General features: G+C 67.8%; 25 protein-coding genes. 12 read left to right on the top strand and 13 right to left on the bottom strand.

Annotated elements, in window-relative coordinates:
- Positions 1–393 precede the first annotated feature (393 nt).
- From BS329_RS38930 to BS329_RS38915, 4 genes are all read left to right on the top strand, one after another.
- Positions 394–825, top strand: a complete 432-nt coding sequence (locus tag BS329_RS38930; RefSeq protein ID WP_076168288.1) for a hypothetical protein — start codon at positions 394–396, stop codon at positions 823–825.
- Positions 826–1,319: 494 nt separating this feature from the next.
- Positions 1,320–1,637: a hypothetical protein gene (locus tag BS329_RS38925; RefSeq protein ID WP_076168286.1), complete on the top strand. Its 318-nt coding sequence runs from the start codon at positions 1,320–1,322 to the stop codon at positions 1,635–1,637.
- A 904-nt stretch (positions 1,638–2,541) separates the two neighbouring features.
- Entirely contained in the window at positions 2,542–3,174 is a 633-nt protein-coding gene (locus tag BS329_RS38920) for a ParA family protein (protein ID WP_143253409.1), read from the top strand.
- 389 nt (positions 3,175–3,563) lie between these two features.
- A complete protein-coding gene (locus tag BS329_RS38915; RefSeq protein ID WP_076168283.1) occupies positions 3,564–3,791 on the top strand; it encodes a hypothetical protein in 228 nt (75 codons plus the stop codon).
- Positions 3,792–4,283: 492 nt separating this feature from the next.
- Here BS329_RS38915 and BS329_RS38910 read toward each other — a convergent pair whose 3' ends face one another.
- Positions 4,284–4,592, bottom strand: coding sequence for a hypothetical protein (locus tag BS329_RS38910; protein ID WP_143253408.1), 309 nt, complete (start codon positions 4,590–4,592; stop codon positions 4,284–4,286).
- A 107-nt stretch (positions 4,593–4,699) separates the two neighbouring features.
- Between BS329_RS38910 and BS329_RS38905 the strand changes: the two genes are divergently transcribed.
- From BS329_RS38905 to BS329_RS38875, 6 genes are all read left to right on the top strand, one after another.
- Positions 4,700–5,299: a hypothetical protein gene (locus tag BS329_RS38905; RefSeq protein WP_076168280.1), complete on the top strand. Its 600-nt coding sequence runs from the start codon at positions 4,700–4,702 to the stop codon at positions 5,297–5,299.
- Positions 5,300–5,952: 653 nt separating this feature from the next.
- Entirely contained in the window at positions 5,953–6,567 is a 615-nt protein-coding gene (locus BS329_RS38895; protein ID WP_143253407.1) for a hypothetical protein, read from the top strand.
- A gap of 173 nt (positions 6,568–6,740) precedes the next feature.
- A complete protein-coding gene (locus BS329_RS43670) occupies positions 6,741–6,902 on the top strand; it encodes a hypothetical protein (protein ID WP_158075883.1) in 162 nt (53 codons plus the stop codon).
- 286 nt (positions 6,903–7,188) lie between these two features.
- Positions 7,189–7,458, top strand: coding sequence for a hypothetical protein (locus tag BS329_RS38885; RefSeq protein ID WP_076168273.1), 270 nt, complete (start codon positions 7,189–7,191; stop codon positions 7,456–7,458).
- A 249-nt stretch (positions 7,459–7,707) separates the two neighbouring features.
- Positions 7,708–8,262, top strand: coding sequence for a hypothetical protein (locus BS329_RS38880; RefSeq protein ID WP_076168272.1), 555 nt, complete (start codon positions 7,708–7,710; stop codon positions 8,260–8,262).
- 221 nt (positions 8,263–8,483) lie between these two features.
- A complete protein-coding gene (locus BS329_RS38875) occupies positions 8,484–8,858 on the top strand; it encodes a hypothetical protein (RefSeq protein WP_143253406.1) in 375 nt (124 codons plus the stop codon).
- 142 nt (positions 8,859–9,000) lie between these two features.
- Here BS329_RS38875 and BS329_RS38870 read toward each other — a convergent pair whose 3' ends face one another.
- The 3 genes from BS329_RS38870 to BS329_RS38865 form a co-directional block, all read right to left on the bottom strand.
- Positions 9,001–10,476 (bottom strand): coiled-coil domain-containing protein, encoded by a 1,476-nt coding sequence (locus BS329_RS38870; RefSeq protein WP_076168268.1) that lies wholly within the window; start codon positions 10,474–10,476, stop codon positions 9,001–9,003.
- Between the two features lie 480 nt (positions 10,477–10,956).
- The gene (locus BS329_RS43665) at positions 10,957–11,106 is read right to left on the bottom strand and encodes a hypothetical protein (protein ID WP_158075882.1); all 150 of its coding nucleotides are present in this window, start codon (positions 11,104–11,106) and stop codon (positions 10,957–10,959) included.
- Between the two features lie 37 nt (positions 11,107–11,143).
- Positions 11,144–11,374 carry a sugar-binding transcriptional regulator gene (locus tag BS329_RS38865; RefSeq protein WP_076168266.1) on the bottom strand — a complete coding sequence of 77 codons (231 nt, stop codon included), beginning with the start codon at positions 11,372–11,374 and terminating at the stop codon, positions 11,144–11,146.
- 265 nt (positions 11,375–11,639) lie between these two features.
- Here BS329_RS38865 and BS329_RS38860 point away from each other — a divergent pair, with 265 nt between their 5' ends.
- The gene (locus tag BS329_RS38860) at positions 11,640–12,716 is read left to right on the top strand and encodes a tyrosine-type recombinase/integrase (RefSeq protein ID WP_158075881.1); all 1,077 of its coding nucleotides are present in this window, start codon (positions 11,640–11,642) and stop codon (positions 12,714–12,716) included.
- A 105-nt stretch (positions 12,717–12,821) separates the two neighbouring features.
- Here BS329_RS38860 and BS329_RS38855 read toward each other — a convergent pair whose 3' ends face one another.
- The 9 genes from BS329_RS38855 to BS329_RS38815 all read right to left on the bottom strand — a co-directional run bounded on the left by BS329_RS38855 (position 12,822) and on the right by BS329_RS38815 (position 21,116).
- Positions 12,822–14,423: a hypothetical protein gene (locus tag BS329_RS38855; RefSeq protein WP_076168263.1), complete on the bottom strand. Its 1,602-nt coding sequence runs from the start codon at positions 14,421–14,423 to the stop codon at positions 12,822–12,824.
- A gap of 392 nt (positions 14,424–14,815) precedes the next feature.
- Positions 14,816–15,034 carry a hypothetical protein gene (locus BS329_RS38850; protein WP_076168262.1) on the bottom strand — a complete coding sequence of 73 codons (219 nt, stop codon included), beginning with the start codon at positions 15,032–15,034 and terminating at the stop codon, positions 14,816–14,818.
- On the bottom strand, positions 15,031–16,287 hold the full coding sequence (locus BS329_RS38845; RefSeq protein ID WP_076168260.1) for an MFS transporter: 1,257 nt from the start codon (positions 16,285–16,287) through the stop codon (positions 15,031–15,033). Before BS329_RS38845 ends, BS329_RS38850 begins: the two co-directional genes overlap by 4 nt.
- Complete coding sequence (locus tag BS329_RS38840) at positions 16,284–16,871, bottom strand: hypothetical protein (protein WP_076168258.1); 588 nt, start codon at positions 16,869–16,871, stop codon at positions 16,284–16,286. The genes BS329_RS38845 and BS329_RS38840 overlap by 4 nt, the downstream gene beginning before the upstream one ends.
- Positions 16,872–17,025: 154 nt before the next feature.
- On the bottom strand, positions 17,026–17,916 hold the full coding sequence (locus tag BS329_RS43660; RefSeq protein WP_076168256.1) for a GP88 family protein: 891 nt from the start codon (positions 17,914–17,916) through the stop codon (positions 17,026–17,028).
- 97 nt (positions 17,917–18,013) lie between these two features.
- Positions 18,014–18,859, bottom strand: coding sequence for a hypothetical protein (locus BS329_RS38830; RefSeq protein WP_076168254.1), 846 nt, complete (start codon positions 18,857–18,859; stop codon positions 18,014–18,016).
- A gap of 68 nt (positions 18,860–18,927) precedes the next feature.
- Positions 18,928–19,140 (bottom strand): hypothetical protein, encoded by a 213-nt coding sequence (locus BS329_RS38825; RefSeq protein WP_076168253.1) that lies wholly within the window; start codon positions 19,138–19,140, stop codon positions 18,928–18,930.
- Positions 19,141–19,240: 100 nt separating this feature from the next.
- The gene (locus BS329_RS38820; RefSeq protein WP_076168251.1) at positions 19,241–19,753 is read right to left on the bottom strand and encodes a hypothetical protein; all 513 of its coding nucleotides are present in this window, start codon (positions 19,751–19,753) and stop codon (positions 19,241–19,243) included.
- Between the two features lie 511 nt (positions 19,754–20,264).
- Positions 20,265–21,116: a hypothetical protein gene (locus tag BS329_RS38815; RefSeq protein ID WP_076168250.1), complete on the bottom strand. Its 852-nt coding sequence runs from the start codon at positions 21,114–21,116 to the stop codon at positions 20,265–20,267.
- A 459-nt stretch (positions 21,117–21,575) separates the two neighbouring features.
- Between BS329_RS38815 and BS329_RS38810 the strand changes: the two genes are divergently transcribed.
- Positions 21,576–22,130: a helix-turn-helix domain-containing protein gene (locus BS329_RS38810; RefSeq protein WP_158075880.1), complete on the top strand. Its 555-nt coding sequence runs from the start codon at positions 21,576–21,578 to the stop codon at positions 22,128–22,130.
- Positions 22,131–22,202 lie beyond the last annotated feature (72 nt).

Raw genomic sequence — 22,202 nt, 5'->3', positions numbered from 1 at the left:
AGGGAGCAGGGGACCCGAATGTCAAGAGATGGCCGGCGCGAGGTGAGCAACTGCCTGAGCCGTGCCATCTCTTGACATTTGGGGTGGGCGACCGATTACAATCGCCCCCCTTCTTTTCCGCTTCGGACGCGACCGGTCCAGCTCAGGTGCCGCCGAGCTTCTTTTCGCCCTTACCCGCGGCGCTTCATCTCAAGGACGGCACGGCCTGGTGCGGTTGCAGTGGTGCCAGCAAGCGCCCGCTGGGTCGAGAGCGGCGGGAGCTGCGCAGGGTGAGCGGGCTGGAAGTACGCAAGAAGGCTTTTGAGGGTTGACCGGATCGACTCGAGTCCGGACCGGTCCGCGGGGAAGGGGCGTCCAATTGCCCAAGAGTGGTTAGAATGGTAAGATTGAGGCATGTTGAGAACCACGACGTGGGTGCGGTTGAACTGGGGCGATTTCAAAGAGTTGACAGAGAAGCAGAAGCATCTGGTGGTGATCTCGAACCGCGGGCGGCTGGTCGCTGCGGCGATGCCGCCTGACCAATGGAAGGCCATGGCGACGGCGCGCGGAATAGATCTGGCAAGGCTCATCCGCAAGGGGGATAGCGCGGTTAAGCAGGGCTTGGCTGAGGCCTTGAGGGATGCGGCGCGGGGCATGGCGACCGTGTCGGAGAACGTCTACGGCAAGTACGACACGTTGGTGATCGCGCCGGTGTCGATCCTCGACGACACTGTTCGCGAGGACTACGCACGGCAGGCGAAGCGGGCTTACGCGGAGGCGCGGGGGCCGGCGGTGTGGTGGTCCGGGTTTCGGCGGGATGGTCGGCCGGGGTGTCTATCTGTATAGATAGATTTTGATTTCGGACGCTCTACCTGCATGAAGAGGTGGAGACTGCGCCGCCGAAAGCTGGGAACGTACTCGAGACCGTGTTTACCGAAGCCGAGGAGTGGAGGAGGCGGGAGAGTAATGACGGGATATACCAGCGTGTTTCGTCACGGTGACGAATAGGGCGGCGAGCCTGCGTTCCGGGTGGCATCGCATCCGCGGGGAGGCGGGTGTCCGTTGCCAGTGACGCCGAGCCACCTGCCATCGATCCGAGCCATCCAGCTCAGCGACAGCACTGGGTTCCGATGTCCACCCGATCTCTGTCACTGAACTTGAGTCGCCGCAGGTCACGACGTTGGAATGGCTAAGGTCAAACTGACAGAAGACACCTCCGATGGAGCCCACCCCGTCTCCTCAGGTGTTGCGGGCCCGTTCAGGTTCGATCGTGTCTGCCGATGATGAATGCGGGCCGGGAGAGTCTGCGGCCGCGTTTGATGAGGTGGGGGAGAGGGTCCGTGCACAGGGATTCGGTCGGGCAGGAGGACCCGCGCGAACGAGCGCGCCTGATCGCCATCGGCGTCTTCTCGTGCGGTCTGCGGTCGTTGCTGGCGTCGACGGACGCAGCCGAGCGGTTCGCGGTGATCAGCGCGACCGCTGGCGAGGTGGTCGACAGGCTCGCACTGAATGGGATGGTGCTGCCGATTGGGGAGCGTTGCCGTCGGTCCGTCTGCTTGGAGCGCTACCCGCGTGCCCGTCGGGTGGTCGCGGCCACGATCGGCGGGATGCTGGCGTATGAGATGGCGATCAGGACGCGCAGGATCAGCGGGACGTGACCGGCGCTCTTGGTGACGAACTTGTGGAGCAGCTCGCCATGGCGGGTCTGGTGGCCGCTGAAGGCGGCGCGTGAGACGCTCCGCCCGCCGGCGAGTTGTTCGTCTTGCAAGACCCGGCGACGGCGGTGGCATGTGAACCCGGCGTGGTTCGGACGGCCAGACCGCTTAGGCTCAACGCGTCTCGTGGAGTACCGCGCGGGCACGTTCTTCACGGACAGGACCGGGGAGGAGTTGCGGAACTGATGAGGCTGCCGAGTGTCGCGGGTCGGATGATGCACGCGGGATCACCGGTCTCCACGCCCGTATGCGGGGTGCCGTCTGGGTTGAACGCTCGCCGTGGAAGGTCGCTGATTCACCTCGGCGCCGCCGCCGATCGACGTCATCGCCGGGCGGAAGTCGACTCCTGGGCGTCGTTCGGTGGCTCGATCCTGTTCCGCGGTGCCTCTCCGGCGGCCGGGACCTTGACAGCCGCCGTTGCCTCCCCTGTTTCCAGGCTCACGCGGGCAGTCTCCGCACCATTCTCCAACCCGCGTTGCTGCTGCCTAGTTTGCCTGCACAGCAACAAAAGCACCTTTCTCCACCCCTACACTCGAACCTGCTTTCGTCACAGTGACAAAAGCGGGTGTCGCGGCCAGCGACCCGACACCCGCGCGAACCTTCGGTTGACGAGCATGGTATTTCGTGCGCGGTACGCGCGTACCGCGCGGGTACGCGCGTACCGCGTGCATGCTGCGTACCGCGCGGTACGCGCTGGAACGTGTGTGCGCACACACGCGGTAGCGCAGCAAGTTCACTTTTTCTGCCCTGCTCTAGTCCCCCTGTTGTCAAACATCTCTCCTATCCCCTAAGGTGCTCACACATGACGTCCCCGTACGCCGGTTGGTTACCGCCTACTCACACGAATGTGATCAGCAGTACCCATCTCAAGGGCGGTGGTACTACCAAGACCACGTGCGCCATTCTTCTCGGACACGCCCTGTCCCGTTTCGGGCACTCGGTTCGGGTAGTTTCCTACGATGCTCTTCACTCGGCAGTCAGTTGGGCAGAGAAGGCGCAGGACCACCTGAGTCTGACCGCTGGTGCGTATCGGCCCTGGCCTGAGAACTACTTTGTGGAGCCAGCCAACACGCCCGAAGAGCTGTACGGCCTGGTGCACGGCAGCACGGAAGAGTTCACGATCATCGACGGTGGACCGGCAGATCCTGATGCTCTGCAAACGATCGCCAGACTCAGTCATCGCATCATCCTTCCCACGGAACCGAGTATGCTCGTGGCCGAACAGGTCACTCCTGTGGTCGAGTATGTAAACGAGGTGGAGGAGGAACAGGGCAGGAAGATTCCCTGTCAGGTACTCCTTGTGCGGGTCATGACAGGTTCCAAGCTGACAGGTACCGTTGAGGACGCTCTGTCAGCGGTCAATATATCGATGATGAAGACACGGATTCCCAACAACGGTATGGTTACTCGTGCCGCTCACACGGTGCCCACTCGCCTGTACGGCTACGAGTTCGTTGCCGAAGAACTTCTTGCCGCATAAGACGCAGGTTTCGATCACGACATGGAGATGAACGGGCAGTGACCAGTTCCACTACCGCCTCGAAAGCTGCTGCTGCATTGACACCCCCTGGCCAGCGGCCTCGCGTCAGTGCTTCGCAGCTGCCGAAGCCGCCCGGAAGCGGCCCCAGCGCTACCGAGCCGTCCCAAAACCCGGGGCCGGAGGCTGAGGCCGATGGTGATGACGATCGCGAGGATGAGCGGGGCTCGGACGTTGATTCGGGTTCGGACGGTGACACCGGCGGCAAGTCGGCGGACGGCGGCGGAGGCCGGGGTTCTCGAACCAACAGGGGAAAGGGTTCGGGGACCGGCAAGGGAAAGAGTTCAGGTAGTGGAAGGGCGTCTTCTGTCGAGCCTGCGAGCAGAGCCCGTTTGCAGCTGGCAGCCCGGAACGCTGAGCAGACGTTTCTTCCGCTCATCAGCAGGGTCGCCAAGTTGCGCGAGTGGGTGGAGCAAGCCGAGTTGGCGGTTGAGGACGCCATCAATCTCGGTGTCGACCCTGGTCTGTTGGAAGACACGTTGCGGTCGATCGCCCGGAAGAATGAAGTCAAGTGGGAAGACATTCCCGAGTCGGTACGCAAGCAGGTAGTTGACGACTAGGTCATGATCGCCATGGAGTCGGCACGCTGGATCCGTGCCAAGGCACCGATCCAGCGTGCATCACTGGTGTGCCTGGCGAAGTTGGTAGCTTCGCCAGGCGGTTGGAGAGGCCGGGCGTCGTCGGGAACGTGCCGCCCGTAGACTGCGGGCCTGGTGTGCTCCCCGTTGGTCGACGGGGCTTTTGGCTGCGACGGCGGCGATGTGGCGGTGTGGCGCGGGGGATGACACGGTCTACCATTGGGATCGCCTGTGTGGATGGTCTACCCTCACGACGCCGGCGCCGATCCTCGGCGCGCTGCGCTGGTTTGGCTGGAAGATTTTGCGGCGATGATTCGCTCGACCGGCCTCGACGTCCAAGTCGCCGCCTTTCCCGAAGCGACGTAGCGGCGGGACGAGCCTCGGCCTGGCGCTCGAGTTCGGTACGTCGGGAACTCGCCTCCGCCGTGATGATGCACGCTGGATCATCACGGCGGAACAAATGACGATCGCGGGTCAGTCGCAACCGAGCGAGGTCAGCGTCTTTCTGGTGGCCTGATCGACCGGCTCGACGCCGCGGCCGTTGGGGTCCGAGATGGTGGTGTCCGGCGCGCCGAGGTCGACCAGGACGAGGCCGAGCACCGCGGCGGCGAAGTACGCGGTCCCGTTCTCGGCCGTCGTCCGGAGGAGACCGGAGCGAGTTAGCCATAGCCCGATTCCGGCGCCGAGGAGACCGGCGTCGGCGACCACCGCCTCTCGCTGGCCGCGACGCGGGGAACCGACGAGATCGGGCCCCGCTGGTCGTCGGACAGGTGGCGTCGGCACGCTGGAATCCGCTTACCTGTCCCGTGTCAGCGTGATGCAGGCTGGATCACCGGCGTCGAACAACCGGGTACTCAGTATCTGTACAGATACTGAGTAAACTTGGCGCCATGGCGAGGCGTCAACAGCAGCAGAAATTTGTCGTGGCGGTGGGTGCCGGGGTGCTGGCGCGGCTGGATGCGTTCGTGCTGGGCGAGTCGCCGGAGGCTCTGGAGTGGTGGGGGGAGCAGTTGGGAGCGGTTCGGAAGATTTCGGATCCGACCCTGCGCAGGCAAGCGCGTAGCGAGCTGGCGCTGGAGCGGGACCGGCGCCGACGGGAGGGCCTCCACAACGACACATCTTCTGCGGTGATCTCGCATCAGCTCCTGGTCGAGCTGGAGGCCCGCGGCTGGCGTGAGAAGTCGTGGGGGCCGGTTCCGCCCGGGTACGCGAGTTTGGGCGGCCATCCTCGCGGAGTCGGCTACGGCTCGCGCGGTGAACTGCCGGAACGGCTCGTGGTGAGTCTTCCCGAAGACGTGGCCGATCTGCTGCGGCGCGCGGTTTGGGGTACGTCGAAGTCGACGATTCGCCGTTTGGAAGCTCTGGCGAAAGTGGCTGAGGACCGGCGGCTGTCGAAGGCCGAGTATGACGAGAAGACGCAACTTCAAAAGAAGATAGTAACGGTCGGTGACGTCATCCGGGCGGCAGCACGCCGCGTAGAGGATCGCTAGCAGGACACTAGCGCCATTTATCTGTATAGATAAATGGCCACTCCATACCATTTGACCTGCCATTTTCTGCTTGACATACACGGTATTGTGATCAGTGTGACAGTTGATTTGCGCCTGGTTGGCGAGGACGCGGAGATTGACGCGGTGTTACGAACCTTGGGAGGTGAGTGGAAGGTTCGGGCGAGGTCCCGGCGGTATGGGGCGGATTGTGAGGGCGAGGTTCGCCGCTACGCGAGTGTCGAGCGGAGGCCGATTGGGCCGGTGACGGCGACAGCGGTCCGGGCCGACCGCGCCGAGCTGCCCGCCGGGCGGCGGGCGCTGCCGGGGGATGGCCGGTGAAGATCTACACGGGGTGGCGAAGCGTACCGGCGGGTCTGTTGACGAAGACGGCGTTGGCGGATCTGGACTTTCCCCGGACGTGCGAGGGGGTGCAGCCCGCCGCGCGGGTGGAGGCTTCGAACTATCGGGGGCGCTCGGATGTGTTCGATCTGTTCGAGGTCGCGCAATGCCCGCCGACGAGGTCGAGCGGAGCACAGCTCCGCGGCCGTGGGGATTCGCGGGTGTGCGGTGAGTGCGGGGCGCGGTGTCAGTTGTCGCTTGCCGAGGTCGGGTTTGGAGATGAGCGGCGGTTGTGTCCGGCGTGCCGTCACGTGGTGCTGCTGAAGCGGCGTCAGGCGCGGCTTGAGAAGTTGCGGGCCCAGGGCGCGGCGGACGTCGCGGCGTTGCTGGCTGGTCCGGAGGCGGTGGTGGTGCAGCGGGATCTGCATGAGCCGCCGGTCTCCGAGTCCGGTCGTCGACGGCCGGCGACCGCCGCCCGGGTCCGGGTCGCTGGTCTGGATGGGCGGAAGCTGATCGACGTCACGATCCGGCTGGTCGGTCCGCGTGCGAAGTGGGTACCTGAGTCCGCGGTGGAGAAGTCGGACGGGGTCGCCCGCATTCGGCCGGTACTGCGGGGGAAGCGGCTGATCGCGTGGGCAGAGGAGGAGCTCTCCGGGCTCCGTGAGCTGGATCCTGAGGGTGGTTATCCGGGCGCGAGGGATGCCGAGCCGTGGGGGACGCTGCTGCTGGACCGGGAGATCGATCCGGGCTATCTGGAGCGTCGTTCGGCCCGTCGGGCGTCGTCTCCGTCGGTGATGGTGCGGCTTCTGGCTCAGCAGTGGCGGGGTCAGCTGGATCCGGTGACGCGGGAGCTTGTGCCGTGTGTGGCGCCGGGGTCTCCGGATCGGACGGCGCTGTTGTTGCGCCGGATCGCTGAGTCGGCGCGGTAGTGCGCGAAATCGTTGGCAGAGGGGAGAAGTGGTGATGGTGACGACGGACGTGGTGGCTCAAGAGCGGCCGTAGAAGGACCCAGTTCGAGGAGGCACTCACGAAGGTGTTCCCGCCCGGGGATGCCGGGTTTCTCCTGGGCCTGGCGGAGGAGGGTGATCGCGGGATGTATCTCTTGAGCACCACGCTGGGCTGGTGCTGTTCGCAAACCCGGGAAAGTCCGGGTGCGGTGCTGCGCAAGGTATCGGAGCGCGATCGTGACCAGGCCCTGGCCGAGAGGGATCCGGGCCGGGCGCTCGAATCGCGGATTATCTTTCTCGGTGACTGGCCGGGGTGATCCAGCCTGCATCACGGTCGGCTGCCTGTTTGCGGCGCCGCGAACCGATAAGCCTTTCGTCACCGTGACGAAATGTCCTGGTGTGTCCGGTGGGTGCTGCGAAGCCGAAGATCGGCGGTTACCGCCGATCTTCGGCCGTCCTCTGTCGCAGTGTGCAGTTGTGCGCGTAGCTCGTTGAGCTAGGCGTCTTTGTCTGCACGCAGGCGGCCGACCATCGTGGGGGGGCGCTTGGGGACGACCGGAGCGTGCCCGTGAGAACGCCAGTATCACCGATAGGCTCGCTACCGTGCCCGATGACCCTGACCCTGACCTGCTTCGCGAGCTACGCCAGCGCGAACTTGACGGTGAACGCACGCTGGTGGAGATCGGTCCTTTCACTGCCTTGGTGCTGATCGCCGCACTACAGACTGCGCACGATTACCCGCTGTTCCGCCGTTACGGCCGGGAGCTGTATTGGCGGGTCGTCGCCCAGCTGGGGCCCGCGCTGGGCGACGACCCGGTCATCCGGCAGGTGATCAGCGAGGGCGAGCCGCCATCCTGGCGTACGGACTACTGACCCCGGCGCGGCCCCGTAGCCGTGATCAGCCACCCGGCTCCCGGGCTTGGCGCCGCTGGTTTCAGCTGGGGGAGGGCGGCTACGTCGGGACCTACCGCTTCGCGGTCGACTGCTTGGCGTCCTTTGGCGGCTTGCCGGGGACCTGTCCAGTTCGGACTCGATTCGCTCGAGTTCGGCGGCGTCGGCCCTCCTGGTTGATCGTCGTTCAGGAAGTCATCTGGCTGCACTGATCGTAGGAGGAGATCGTTGATGCCGGTTTGGCAGGCTGTGATGACGGTGGCGGCGACGCTGGCGGGGACTGTGAGCGGCACCGTGTTGGGGAGTGTGCTGAAGGGCAAGGCGGACAAAGCGGCTCGGGTGCATGAGTGGCAGGTGGAGGTCGTGAAGATCTTCGGCGATCTGATGCACGCCTTGGAGGCGCACTACGTGGCGATGTGGGACCTGGAGGCGGCGCGAGTCAGGGGCGGCCAGGACGAGATTGACGCCGCGCTGGCGGCATCGCTGACGACGCGTAACGCCATCACTAGGCCGCGGTCGCAGTTCGCGGTCCTGGTGCCACGGCTGGGTTCTGAGGTCGCTCGGGCCGTGGGGGCGGTGTTCGCGATGGACACCGCCGTCGACGAGTCGGGACGCTCGGCGGAGAGGCTGGCGGCCCGCCGCCTGGAGGCCAGGGCCGCGCTGGACGACTTGGTGACCGTGATGACGGCGTTGATGGCCCGTCTCGGGGCGGGGCTGCCCGGTGAATCGCGCCCGGCTCGGCGCCGCAGGTTTCAGCGGGGGAGAGGCGCGGTCGGCTCCGGGTGATGCAGGCTGGATCGCCCGGCGGGGTTGTGGTCCGGGTTTGGAAGCGCGGCCACAGAAGGGCGGCGGCTGGAACGACGACCGGCCTTTGAGTACTATCCGGACTTGCATGTTCCCCACCTGAGTGGGGCTGATCCCTGGCCTGCCTCGTCGCACCGCCAGCTCTGGACGTCGTCCCCTGCCTGAGCAGGGGTTGCCTCTTCTTCAGTCCTATGGAGGAACACATGCCCATGGTCTACGCGGACGTCTCCCGCTGGCGGCAAGGCGACCGCGACGACTCGGCACGCGCCGCGCACAACGCCGAGATAACGTCGTGGCGGCGGTCGCTGCGCGAAGCCGAGTTCGACGTCGACGACCACGAGATCCTGTTCGCGCAGCTGCGCGCCGGTCTCCGGCTGTCGGAAGCCGCGGCCGTCGTGGGCCAGACGACCAACGGCGTCTACGGCCGGGCCCGCTGGGATCCGGAGTTCCGCGACAAGCTGGAGCAGGTGCTCGCGGAGACCTGCCGCGCGGAGATCTGCGGCACAGCCTCGGGGGCCCGGCAGGGCGGTCACTGCGCGCCGTGCCGGGCTGCTCACCGCAGCGGCCGCGCGACGTAACTGTCGGCTATCGGGTGATCCACGCTGCATCGCGCGAACGCGAAGCCAGTGGTCGTAGCCGCCGCGCGGCTCCCGAAACTCGATGAGGGCCCCGATCGTGTCGTTGGCGCGCAACGGAAAAATCAGGTGGAGACATCGCCGATCATTGACGTTCCGTCCGCTCGTCTTCGTCGTCGGCGGCGCGTAACTGCGTGCGCAGGTCGGCGAGCTGGGCGTCCTTGAGCGCGGAAACCTCGGTGACTCGCCGCTCGGTCTCGGCGCGGGCTTCTTCCAGCCTCGCCCTCGCCGCCTCGGCGTCCCTTTCGCGCCCGGCCTGCTCGGCCTTCAACTCGGCACGGACCGTCGCCAGGTCCTCGCGGAAACCCGTCGTGCGGCCGACTTCCTCCTCAAGCTTCGTCCGGACGTTCTGGACCTCGGCACGAACGGCGGTCAGGTCCTCGCGAGCGAGACCGAGTTCGGTGCGTGCGTTGGCGGCGTCCTGCTCGGCCCGCGCGGTTGCGGCGCCGGCGGCCCCGACCTTTTCGTCGCGGTCCTTCCTGGCGGCCTCGGCGGCGTCGTTGGCGGCCTTGACCTTCTTGTCACGGTCGGCCTCGGCGGTTTTGACCCGCTGGTTGGCGGCGTCGTTGGCGGCCTTGATCTCCTTGGCGGCCTTGTCCTCGGCGGCCTTGACCCGTTGGTCGGCGAGTTCGTTCGCCTTCCGGATCTCGGCGGTCGCCTTGTCCTCGGCGGCCTTCACCTTCTTGTCGCGGTCGGCCTCGGCGGCGGTGGCGCGCTGGTTCGCGGTCTCCATCGCCTGCACGGCCGCCTGCTCGGCCTGCTGGGCGTTCTCAACCCGGCCCTGGTCGAGGCTTTCCTGCTCGGCCCGGCGGTTCTCGGTCTGCTCGACCAGTTCGGCCATCTCCTGGGCGGCTTGCAGGGCCTCCCGCTCGGCCGCTGCCGCACGGGCGGCCTCGGCCTCGGCTTTCCGGGCCCGCTGGTTGGCCTGGCGCTCCTCGTCTTGCGCGGTCCTGATCTTCTTGTCCGCCTCGGCCTGGATCGCCTCGAACTCGACTTGCCGCGCCTCGTCGTCACCGAGTAGCGCCATGGACCGGCGGACGGTGTCGAGGTGTCCGGAGATCGCTGCCTGCTGCCCCTCTAGCAGCTCGGCGAGCCGTTCCACGGTCGCGGGGACCATCGCTCTCGCCGACGCCACCGGCCGCGCGTCCACCGAGTTCGACGCCTCGGCCGCGACCGGTTCCCGCGGCCCGCCCGCCTCCAGCTGCCGCCGGAACGCGAAACTCTTCGGCGCCGTGTGCGCCGGTTCGCCGTGCGCGTCCCGCACCACCTCGCAGTACTGAGGTCGGGCGCCGCCCTTCGTGCCTTCCGTGCGCGGGCGCGGCGGCTCGAAACAGCCGGGGTAGCGGCAGATCCTCGGCGCGAGCATCTCGTAGCCCTGAACCCACTCATGCAGGGCGTATTCGTCGCCAAGCTGCTGCATCTCCGCCAGATACTGCTCGCCCGTCTCCGACGTGATCGCGCGGACGTCGACCGCTCCCGCGATCGCCGCGCGCACCGCCTCACGGCCGGTCTCCAGCGCATTCGCCCGTCCCGTGCGGCCCGCGCCGCCATCCTCGGTCATGACTTCATCGTAGCATCATTTCATTTAATTCATAGCATTCTATCCATTTATGTATCTGAAACGAATGTAATGAATGAATGGGGGGGGTGCCGGTAGGTCGGGGACGACCGTCGTCGTGGTCGGCGGCGCTCGGCCGGGCTCGCTACGCCGGACGGGTGAGGCTGGCGCCATTCGGGCTCGATCCCCGGCCCCCAGGGGCAGCGAGCGCGGCGAGGGGAGGTCTTCGCCCGCCTCGGCGAGCGCGCTCGGGTGGGCTACGGCACTTCGTTCGCGACAACTCGGAGAACCACCGGCGCCACAGGTGAGCGGCGCGGCCGCGCGTTGAGTGGATATGGGCGCCTCAAATGGAGGTGATGCAGGGTGGATCACCTCACGGGCACATCCCGCGGATCTACCGCTCGGTGCGCTCCTGCACCTGGCGGTCGACGTCGCCCCAGATCTCGACAGGGAGGCGAGTGGATGCCTTGGGAGACATGAAGGTCAGCGATCCAGGCCCCCGTACGCGCGCGGTTCGAGTTTGAGGAGCTTTGCCCAGACCTCGAGCACCGCGGCGATCGCGTCGGGGTCGTGGTCACCGTCGGCGGTGCCGACGAGGCGGTCCCCGCGCCACGGCTCCCAGGGTCGAAACACGTGTGGTCGCCGCGTTGGTCGCGGACGTGCGAAGAGGTCAGTCGGATGGCGGGGTCCAGCCGAGTTTGCCGAGGGTGCGCGAGACGGTGGACTGGGTGATGTGCGTGTGGGGCGCGATGGTGCGCTGGGTGAGGCCGAGCCGTGCTGCTTTGAGCAAGGCCTTCTCGAACTCGTCGTTCGCGTCGTTGACCGCCTTGGAGGCGGCCGCCGTTTCGGCCAGTGCCTTCTTCTGCGCCGCGGTGAGTGCGGGGCCTTTGCTGTTGTTCATCGGGCACACCGTAGAGATCAAACTAGGTTTGAGCAAACCCGGAAAAACTTATGCAGACTGCATCACAAGTAACGTCACAGTGACGAAACAGTCCAGGGTGATCCTTCGCTGAAAGATCACCTCATCAGGGCGGCCCGATGTTCTGATAATGCCTATTATCGAAACTCTCAGACGAACTTGTCGGCCCGGCGTGGTAGAAGTGGCTGGGTGTTCAGCGGGTGATGCAGCGTGCATCACCGGTGACCAAAGGGCGGCGGTTCAGGTGGTGGATGCGACGGGTGCGCTGGTGCTGCGCGGGGCCAGTAGTGGGTGGGAGGAGCTGGAGGGCCGACTCATCAAGGAGACCAAGGAGTGGCTGGAGCGGCTGCAAGCGAAGTCGAAGGACACGGCCCGCGGCTATGGCCGGGATCTCGGGTATCGCCTTCCGGTGGATCATCCGCACAAGGGCCGGGCTCGGTCGCCGCTGCTCGGCGGCAAGAGCTGGTGGGGCTGGCTGCGTTCACGCGGCGTGAATCCGTTGGAGGCGCCGGAAATCGAGGTGATCCGGTGGGTGAAGGCGCTCAAGGATGACGGGTACAGCGCGAACTCGCGGGGGCGGGCGCTGGCGGCTGTCCGGTCCTGGTACGCGTTCCTGGAGGATCGGGGCGTGGTGGAAAGGTCGCCGGCGGCGAAGGTGTCGGCGGCCGCGCAGGGGATCTATCTGCCTCCCAAGTCACCGACGATCGTCCTGGCTCCGGAGGAGTCTGCGGCGATGATCAGCACCGCCGACCACTTGGCGGGTCCGATGCGATTGCGGAACTCTGCCACGGTGGCGCTGCTACTCGTTTCCGGTATCCGGGTGGGGGAGTGCTGCGACCTATCGCTGCACAATCTCGTTACACGGCAAGGAAAACACCGGCTCCAGTTCGAGGGAAAGGGCGGGCGGCCGCGTGCGCTGGAACTCGCGGACCTGGCCGCTGTGCGGCTGCTGGCGTATCTGGAGAGCCGCCCGGATTTGAAGGTCGTGGTTCGGCGCGGCCAGGCGGGCGCCCGGGATCGGATTCCGCTGCTGATGACCCGCACGGGCAAGCGAGTATCGCGGTTCGAGATCTTCCGGTTGCTGCGCCGGGTCGCCGAGGCCGCGGGCTTGCCGCGCGAGATCGTCGAGCAGATCACGCCGCACGCGACCCGGCACAGCACGGCCGATCAGGCCTTGGACGCCGGCGCGAATCCTGAGGAGATCCGGTTGCTTCTCGGTCACGCGGACCTTCGGACGACTCAGCGGTACCTGCACGCGGACGGGGAGCGGGTGCCGCACAAGGTGGGGCGGGTCCTCGATGCGGCGCTCGCGGGCACCGGATGATCCAGGCTGGATCATCCGGCCTCGCTGATCACCGCGAGCAGGCACTGCGGTCCGCGGGCTGGTGGTCCGAACCATTCGGAATGGTTGAACCACCGGCGTAGGGCCTCACCAGCCGCCGGTTTCGGGGTCGTGGTTGCACCGGACGACGCCGATTTCGTCTTCCTCGGGCAGCCATCCGCCCTCGTCGCACAGGTCGCAGGCGTCGATGGCGGCGCGGCGGGCGCGGCCGTGGCGACGCTGTTGGGCGGTCTCGCGCAGGCTGCGCAGCCATGCATGGCGGCTCACTTCGTCTTCCCGTTCTTCGGCTAGCTCGGCTCCTTCGCGGGCGGCCTCGTCAGCTGCCCATTTCGCTGATGGCCGGACAGCGGGAATAGCGGCGCGCAGGGATGCGCGGATCCAGCCGGGCGGGTTGGGGATGTGGGTGGGGAGGTAGTACCACTGGCCGCCCTTGGTTGTGATGTGCCAGGCGAGTTCGAGCGGGTCCCATCCGGCGGACACGAGGGGATCGACCTCGCGCGCGAGCCATGCGGCGGTGACTCCCTGGGTGAGCTTGTCTGGCAGGGAGGTGTCTTGTTCCCACCAGCCCGCGACAGGACCCCGTAAGAGGGCCTGTGCGGTCCGCTGAGCGACTGAGAGCCGTGTTACCTCTCGATGTGACCCGCTAAATCGAGTCGACCCCTTCTTGTCTGAGCCGCGCGAAGCGCGTCCCTTTTTATCCACATTGCACTGTCTATCTGGAGTAACCCCTAAATCTTCCCCCAAAGGCGTTGGGCTAGAACTTTTTGGACCGACGGGATTCCCGCTGGTCACGGCTGTGTGGCTGTCGCCGTGCGGGTCCACGGTGGAGGTTCCGGAGGCTAGGCGTCGCTGGCGGGCATCGCTGAGGGAGATCACGTTGGTCGGTTCCGGTGGCGGGGGAGTGTCGTCGGGCAGGCGGAGTTCGTAGACGCTGGCGAGGTTGATCAGCGTGGGAGGCTCGGCGTTTCCTTGTTGTGCGGCGCGGAATTCGCGGTAGGGGTCCAGTTCGGACGGTGGCACGGGGAGGCCGTCGCGGACGGCGTCGAGTTCGGCGCGGGCTTGGGCGAAGGCGTGTTCCCGCTGGCGGCGGCGGGCCTGTTCGGCTGCCTTCTCGCGGGCGAGGCGGGCGCGGTGTTCGGCGCGGGTCTCGTCTTGGGGAATGTCCATGCGCGGGAACCTGGTCCCGGAGAGCAGTTGTCCGAGTAGTCGGCGCTCGATGAGCCATCGCGTGATGGTGTGGACGTAGCGGTCGGAGACGTCGAGCGCGGTGGCGATCGCCTCGTGGCTGATCTCGGTGAGGGGACGCATTCCGTCGCGGGTGGATTCGGCGAGGAGCTGCGCGACGGCGGTCCAGGTGTCTCGGCGGCGTTGTTGCCAGGGCTGGGCGTCGATGAGGGCGTGGACCTCGTCCAGCCACACCGTGGCGCCTTCCCAGCAGGTTCGGGCTCCGGACGGCATCGTGTCGCGGCGGCCGACGATCTCGCGGAAGAGCCGCATCCGGATGCTGCGGGGCATCCAGCGCAACTTCGTCCACCGCACACCGAGGGTCATCAGGGTGCGGTCGACAAGGCCCTTCTCGTCGGCGAAGACGTTTCCGTGTTGATCGTGTGGATCGGCGGCGTCGGCGAGTTCGTCGGTGCCATGCGGGGGCCATGCCTCGGCGTGCGGGAGCCATTCGGCGGTGGTCATGCCGGAATGGCCTGGTCAGCGTGCACGTGTGACCGGGCATGGTGGGCAGGGTCGATGAGCGCACCATCGGCCCTGATGCCGACGGCATCACGGATGACGGCATAGTCCGTCCGCGTGTCGTCGGGGGAAGTGCTGGAAATGTGTGAAGGGCGTGCGCTACCCTGAAAGCTGCCGTCCAAGGCAAGCCTCCTGGGTACAGGGGCACCGGTAGTTGACTGCTCTAACAGTCGGCCCGGAGAAGCGCGCAACAGAAGAAGAGGACCCGGCTACGCCAATAGCCGATGTGTCCTCGGTCCCCCGTCCGCTGTCACCCGCCCCAAGAGGGCGGGTTTTGTCTTTCCGGGTGCCGGTGCTGCTCTTCAGTTAGTCGGTCGGCCCGTCCGGGCCAGTGATCACGACGCTGCTTTGAGGAACACCCCCTGCGGGTTGGCTTTGATCTCGCGTTCAACGAGCGAGTTGAGGAGTTCGGGCACGCTCATCCCGGAGGCCTTGGCGAGGGTCTTCACTCCAGCCTTGAGATGGGCATACGTGCCGAACTTGAGTTCGGTCTCGTAGTCCTTCGACGGCCGCCCAGGCTTGGCCGGGGATGCGGAGGGCTTACGCGTACTCATGGTGATCTTTCTATCGCATTTTTCCGGCCGGAAAATGCGACACGCTCAAGAACTCGCGGAGTTTTTCGGACCTTTTTTCCAGGCTCTTCCGCGCGTCGACCCTGGTCACCATGGGTTCTTCGGTCGCGTGGCCCTCGCAGGTACAAGCAACCAAACGCGACTACAGAGAGAACCACGCCTGACACGGGCAGTGATACCGCGAAGGTCTCGACAGGCTGGGCAGCGCCGGTGAGGCCTCCGGCGGCGATTCCGGCGAACATCACTCCGGAGTCGATCGCGAGGACGGCGGGGGCCTGGTCGCGGGCGGCGTCGGCGAGTTGGCGGACGTAGGCGGGTTGTGCACTCCAGAACGCGAGTCCGGCGGCGAAGGGGAGTGTGACGGCGGCTGCTGTGTGCGCGGTGAGGGGCCAGGCGGCGAGGGTGAGGGCTTGCAGGGTGATCGCTGCGGACGCTGCGGTGCGCGGGCCGTGTCGGTCGGCGGCGCGTCCGCCGAGTCGTGTTCCGAGGATGGCCCCGGCTCCGTAGGCGGCCAGAATGTGCACAGGTGAGTACGATGAAACAAGGTTTGTCAAATAGGTCTGAACCATGAATGCGGCGGTGGCCATGAGGAATTTCGCCGCGAGAACGGGGCGGATTCCGGGGAGCGTGATCGCGCGGAGGTGCCCGGCGAACGGGACGGGCGCGGCGTCGGGAGCTTGCTCGGGCAGGACGGTCCGGGCGACGGCGAGCGCGAGGACGGCTAGCGCGGTGAGCGCGGCGAAGACGGGGGCGGGCCCGTGGTGGGCGGCGGCGAGCGCGGCCAGAGGTGGCGCGATCGCGAGGGCGAGCGTCAAGCCGCCGATCACGACGGCCATCGCACGGGCGCGGCGTTCGGGCGCGTTGAGTTCCGCGGCCTGGCCGAGCGCGGCCGCCATGGCGGCGGCGCTGCCGAGCCCGGCAAGGATCCGGGCGGCGATGAGGAGTCCGAAGCCGGGCGCGACGGCGGCGACGGCGTTTCCGGCGACGGTCAGCAGCAGTCCGGCGAGCAGGACGCGGCGGCGGGACCAATGCGCGGTGAGGATGCCGATGATGGGTGCGGCGAGCCCGGAGGCGAGGCCGAACGCGGTGCTCAGCTGGCCGACGATGGCGATGGACAGGTGCAGGTCGTCGACGAGCGCGGGCATGAGGCCGGTGACGGCGTGGTTGGCGGCGCCGGTGGCGACGGTGGCGGCCGCGAGGGCGTAGGTGGCGGGGACGATGGTCCGGGTGGTCATCGTGCGGCCTGGGTGGGGGTGGGGAGGTGGGCGGCGTAGTGGGGGAGGACGCCGGGGGCGCGGCGGGTGAGGAGCTGCCGCCGGACGGTTTCGGTGGTGAGGGCGACTGGCCGCCCGGCGGCGCTGAGGACGGCGCGGCTGATGATCACGGGGGTGGTGCCGTCTTCGTCGTAGTGGTGCCCGATCTGCGGGCGGGTGACCAGGTAGGCGGCGCGGTGGAGGCCGTCGATGAGGGATTCGATGAGCTGCCCGCCGTCGTGCAGGGCGCGGCGGGCGGTGACGTCGAGTCGTAGGGCGGGTTCGGCGACCAGCTCGGTCACGGTGGCGGCGATGAGGATGGGCGTGGTCATGGCGGCGGTGAGGCGGGTGGTGCGCCGGAGCACGGGTGTTCCGGGTGGCAGGTCGAGCAGTGGGGCGTCGGCGTGGTCGAGGGCTTCGGTGACGGGCTCGGTGGCCTGCTGGGTGTGCAGGGGGAATCCGGCCCACCAGGTGAGGGCGTCGAGGATGCCGGGTGCGGCGCGGACCATGCGGGCGAGGCGCGCGAGGTCGTAGTCGAGGTCTGGGGCGGGGCTGGTGGTGATCATGGCTGGTTCCCGGGTCGGGGGCGGTTCGAGGGTGAGCGGCGGCCGCGCGGTGAGGGTCCGCGAACGGCGGTGCGGGCCGTGAGGGTCACGGCGGCGCCCGATGAGGGGGGTATACGGGCGGCTCTCGCGGTTCGCTGGTGCCGCGCGGCCGCTGCTAGCTCGGTGGCCTCCTTTCCGTGGTGAGTTCCCCGGTGGCGGGGTCGGGTTCGCCGGTGCTCGTGGCGAGATGGGGTGTGGCGCGGTGTGGTGATGCAGGCTGGATCAGGGAGCGCGGGCCGCGCCGGGGCTGGGTGTGGAGGGCGCGGTCGACGCGGTCGGTGCAGTGGGGGCGGCCGCGGGCGGCGTCGTCCTCGGCCTGCCATTGGGAGAAGGTGCGGTCACCTTGGGCGCGGCGGGCTGCGGGGAGGTTGTTCGCGGGGATCGCGACGAGGGCGGTGTCGTCGGCGGCGATGAGGTCGTCGCCGCGCTGGCTACGCCATCCGCCGGGGATCGCGTCGTCGTCGGGGAAGACGTCGGCGACCCGGTCGCCGTCGCGGATGAGGTGGTCTTCGCGGCCGCCGAAGGAGAAGCGCCACGCGAAGTTCGGGGGCGGGTCGGGCTCGACGAGTTCGCGTAGCCGCCGGACTTCTTTTGTATAGGCGTAGAAACGGGTGTCCGGGGCGGTGCGCATGATCCGCATCCAGGCGCGGGTGTAGTCGTCGGAGAAGAAGTCGCCGGCGTCGTGCAGGCGCACCCAGGCGCCCCGGAACTTCGGGGCGGCGAGTTCGGTGATCATCGCGCGTTCCCATCCTTCCGGGTCGGTGACCACGAAACGAAGGTTCGCCTCGTGGGCTTGGCGGACGTTGGACCAGCGATACGTTCCGGCAAGGGCGTAGCAAGCGCCTTTGGCGCAGACTCCGGCGGCGGGGCAGGTGCGGATCGTGACGCCGTCGATCCGCGCGGAGAGCGCGGGGATCGTCCAGGTGTAGACGTTGAGGGCGGCGAGCCGCCGGTTTCCGTTCCTGAGCAGGGTCCTCGGGTGTCGGGTGGGTGGTGTGTCGGTCACGGGGCGGGCTTCCTGGTGCGGCGGAAGGTATTCCGGTGCGCAAGTCGCCCGTCGTGCGCGGCGTGGACGGTGGGGTGATGCAGGCTGGATCGCCGGGCTACGCCGCGGCGGGGGCCGGGTCGGCGGGGAAGGTGTCGGCGGGGACGTGGAGCCGGTTGACCGGCTCGTCGGGGTGGTGGCGGTTGTAGTCCTCGATCAGCGCGCGGTAGGCGTGGTGGACCGGGTCGCCGGTGTCAAGCCGGTCGAGGCGGCGGCAGAGTGCCCGGTAGATCCGATCGTCCACATCGGCCTGGCTTGCGCGGAAGTTGTCCCGCGCGGCCTGGCAGCGGCGGAGGAACCGTGAACGGTGCGGGTCGCCGCCGTCGGTGCACGGCCGCGCCGGGTAGCGCTCACCGCGCCCCTGGAACCCGTGCTCGACGCGGATGATCGATGCGAGGAGGAGCCCCTCGACGACGTCCCCGGGATCGGTTCCGAGGTCGGTCCGTCGATAGAAGCCGATCGTCCGCGCAAGCGGGCCCATCTCCTCGGGGCTGAACGGGGACATGGCGGGGTTGCCGCCGCTGGCGTACATGAGGCCGTCGAGTTCGGCGCGGGAGGGCAGGGCCTGGCGCTGGCCGGTGTAGGCGGCGCCGAGCAGCTCGAGCGTGAGGTGCCACCAGAAACTGAACTCCGCGCGGACCAGCGCGCGGTCCGGGACCTCGAGGTGCCCGGCGGGCAGGCGCTGGCGTTGCGCGTGGTCGAGCAGGGCGCCCCGGACGGTGAGGTCGAGCGGGACGCCGTCGACGATCATCTCCCGCGCGTAGGCCTGGATGAAATGCGCTTGGGTCGGCTGATCACCCTGTGCGGCCGCGAAAGACAGCCGGTGCAGCCTGCGGACATGGCGGCGGAAACTGCTGATCCGGGGGCGGGGAGGTGATGCAGCGTGGATCGTGGTCGTGGTCATCGTCGTGTCTTCCGGCCGGGGTGGGCCGCGCGGCGGACAACTCCGCCGCGCGGCCGCTCGGGTATCGGCTACAGCTCGCGGCTATCCGGCGTGCTGAACGTGATACGGGTGCCGTCCGGCGCGGCGCCGGTGGTGCCGACGCCGTGCAGGTACGAGGCGGGACCGCTCGCGGTGCCCGGGGTATCGGCGAGCGCGGTTCCGGCGGCGGCGAGGCCGGCGCCGGTGACGACCGCACCGAGGAAGAGACCGGCGACGGTTCGGCGGGCGAGAGTGCGGGACATTGAGGTACCTCCAGGAAAAGCGGTAATGGGGAGTCGCGGGGTGTGCGAGCTCGCGATAGCGCAGGTCACTGCGCGAAGTGCGCGTCACTGCGGGCGCAGGTCAGCAGCGCGGGAGCGACCGGGGCGGGGACAGGTAGGTGTAGTTGAAGTTGACGTAGCCGTAGATCCAGCGGCTGCCGGTGTTGTAGGCGATCCAGTTCCACCAGGTGCCTCCGGCGGGGTGCTCGCACCAGATCCACAGGTGGGAGTACGGGGGCAGGTGGCCGCGCACCGTGCCCGATGGAGCCGTGGCGCGGATCCGGACACCGGTGGCGCTGTTGCTGCGTCCGGGGAACCACTGGTAGCCCGCCATCGTGCTCATCTGCCCCTTGGGGCCCGCCGCCGGTGGCGGGACGTTGCTGCCCGGACGAGGGCCGTGCTGGTCACGGGCGAGGGTGATCCCGCCGGAGATCTTCACCGGAATACTGACCGCGTCCGCCTGGCCCTCGGCGGCGGCGGCGTGCGAAGCGGCCGGTGCCGGTGCCGCCTCGGCGAGCCCGGTACCTCCCGCCAAACTGGCACAAGCGATAGCACCGGCCACGCCGATCTTCGCCCGCTGCGATAACAGCTTCATTCTCTCTCCCTTGCGAATATCCATAACATGGATTCGCAGAGACGTCACAAGTGCCATAAACAAGAGGTTTCACCGCGCGTTTCCTCTGGCGGCGAAATACTTCTTGCGGGCTGGGCGGTATTGCGCAGGTTCCCCAACCTGCCCGCGCCTGCCATGGTCCGGGACTGCTGTGACGTCCCGCGATCAGCGCCTGTGTTGCTGATGAGACCTACGATGCAGGCCGAAATTGTGGTTCGTCAAGCTATTCGGGAGAATATTTCGCACCTGTTTTCGACACATTTTTCGGGCATGACAATGGCCCGTCCGACCTAGGTCAGGCGGGTGTGCCGAATGCTTTCGGTTCTAAAAAGGGAAGCCGGTTTAATCCGCTCTTTTATGCGGGAGAGGCTGAAGGGGTGCGGAGAGGGCCGTCGCCGCGCCCGGCCTGCGGAACGGGCGCGGCGACGAGTGGGGAGCTTCGCCGCCGGGGAAGCGGGGCGCGCTCAGGTTCGGAGGGGTGATCCAGCGTGCATCACCCGGTGCCGCCCGGTGGATGGACGAGGCGGGGCCGACGGGAGGCGCGCACGGCGTCGGCGGCGTAGAGGAGGGAGTTCGGGCGGCGCATGGTCGGCAGGATCGGCGCGAGGACGTCGGCGACGTCCTCGATGACGGCGAAGCCGCGGCCGAGGAGCCACACGGTGCGGGGCTGGCCGGTTTCGCGCCGGACGGCGTAGAGCTCCTGCGTGGCGGGGAGGTAGCCGAGGGCCCAGGTGCCGACGATGCCGTAGGGCTCGAGGTGCCCGGGACGGTCGTCGGGTTCCCTGCGCCACTGCGTTCCCCATACCTCGACGCCGTCGAGGACGGTGCCGCCCCAGACGGCGCGCTGGGCGCGGCGCGGCTCGGCGGCGATGAAGTGGTCCGCGTCGACGAAGGCCTCGACGCCGGCGGGCGGCGCGGGGTCGCGCTGCCATCCGTCCGCCGCCTCGGCGAGCGGCCCACCGAGGTCGAGGCAGATGACGAACTCTCGCAGGGTCATGGCGGTGATCTCGACGTTGTCGAGCTGCTCCACGCGCAGGGCGTGTTCGGTGGTCGCGTAGGTGAGCGGATCGCTACCGGCGGGCAGCGAGTCGACCGATCGGGGGCGACTTCCCGCGCGGAGCTGGATCAGGGTCCGGGCGGCGGTCTCGCTTTTGAGGCGCAGTGTCCAGGCCAGCGCCTGAAGTGTTCCGTCGAGGTGCAGGAGGTCGGCGGCGGCGTCGGTGGTCAGGGCGCCGGGCGTGTTGGTGAGCAGGCCGTCGACCGGCACGGGCACGTGCTCGACGCGGCCGTCGGCGAGGTGGAGTTCGAGATGGTGGCGCCGTCGGCGCCAGGTGTGCGGTGACATGGTCCTCCCCCGAGGTTCTGTGTCCCCTCGGCGATGCACGGTGCATCAGCCGGATAATCGGGCGGTGGCCACCGGCAGAGGGATCCGGATGGGTGGGTGGTCCCCATCTGCCGGTGGCCGCCTCGGACCGCGGGGCGTCGCGGTCCTGCTGGAGCCCACCGGTACCGCCCCACGGGCCGGTGGACGACTCGACAGTCAGGCGGCACCAGCCGTGTCGCTGCGGTGGGCCCGCTGCGGTGAGCCCGGGGTGGTGTCTTCGCTGGTCGTGCCGCCTGCCGTTGCTGCGTGTGTCGATGATGGGCACCGAATACCCTTCCCAAGAGTATTAGGTTCATTTATCATCGCTGCCGAGACTAGACGAACATGCAACTTTGTCAAATGAACCTAATATCCCAGGGTGGACGGCGGGTCTGCATGGAAGTCCGGCGGGGCGGGACTCTGATGGGGAAGGATGTCGTCGTGGGTGGCGAGACGAAGAGGACGGGCGAGAGCGCGGAAGCGGAGAGCGACCAGCCGCTGAGCCTGGCGGAGCGGATCACGGTGCTGTTCGAGCGGATCCGGCGCCCGGACGGGGAACCGTTCACGCTGCGGCAGGTCGCCGCCGGGATGAGCGAACGGCTGGGAGAGAGCATTTCCTATCAGTCCGTGGGGTATCTGAAGTCCGGACAGCACGACAACCCGACGCGCGACAGGTTGCAGGCGCTCGCGGACTTCTTCGGTGTGCCACCGGCGTACTTCTTCGACGACAAAGCATCCCAGGAGATCGTCAAGCAGATCGAGACCGCGACCGCGCTCCGGCACGGTCCGCTTCGCGATCTCGCGCTCGAACTGTTGCGCAAGACGAAACCGGTTGACGTCGAACTGGTCGCGGCGCTCGTCCGCACCCTGGCAGGACGCCCGGACCTGCGGGACGTCATCGAGGTGGCCCTCACGCTGGACCCGCCGGAACTCCAGCTCGGCGGCGATCTCCTGCGGTCGCTTCAGCGACGCCGCGGGTCCGACTCCGAGACGTGACCGATTGATCCACGCTGCATCACCGGCGTAACCCGTTTGGCCCCCGCATCTGGTCGCATCCTCCCTACGATC

The organism is Amycolatopsis coloradensis, from assembly GCF_001953865.1.
Lineage (GTDB): Bacteria > Actinomycetota > Actinomycetes > Mycobacteriales > Pseudonocardiaceae > Amycolatopsis > Amycolatopsis coloradensis.
This window is presented reverse-complemented; position numbering and strand designations above follow the sequence as displayed.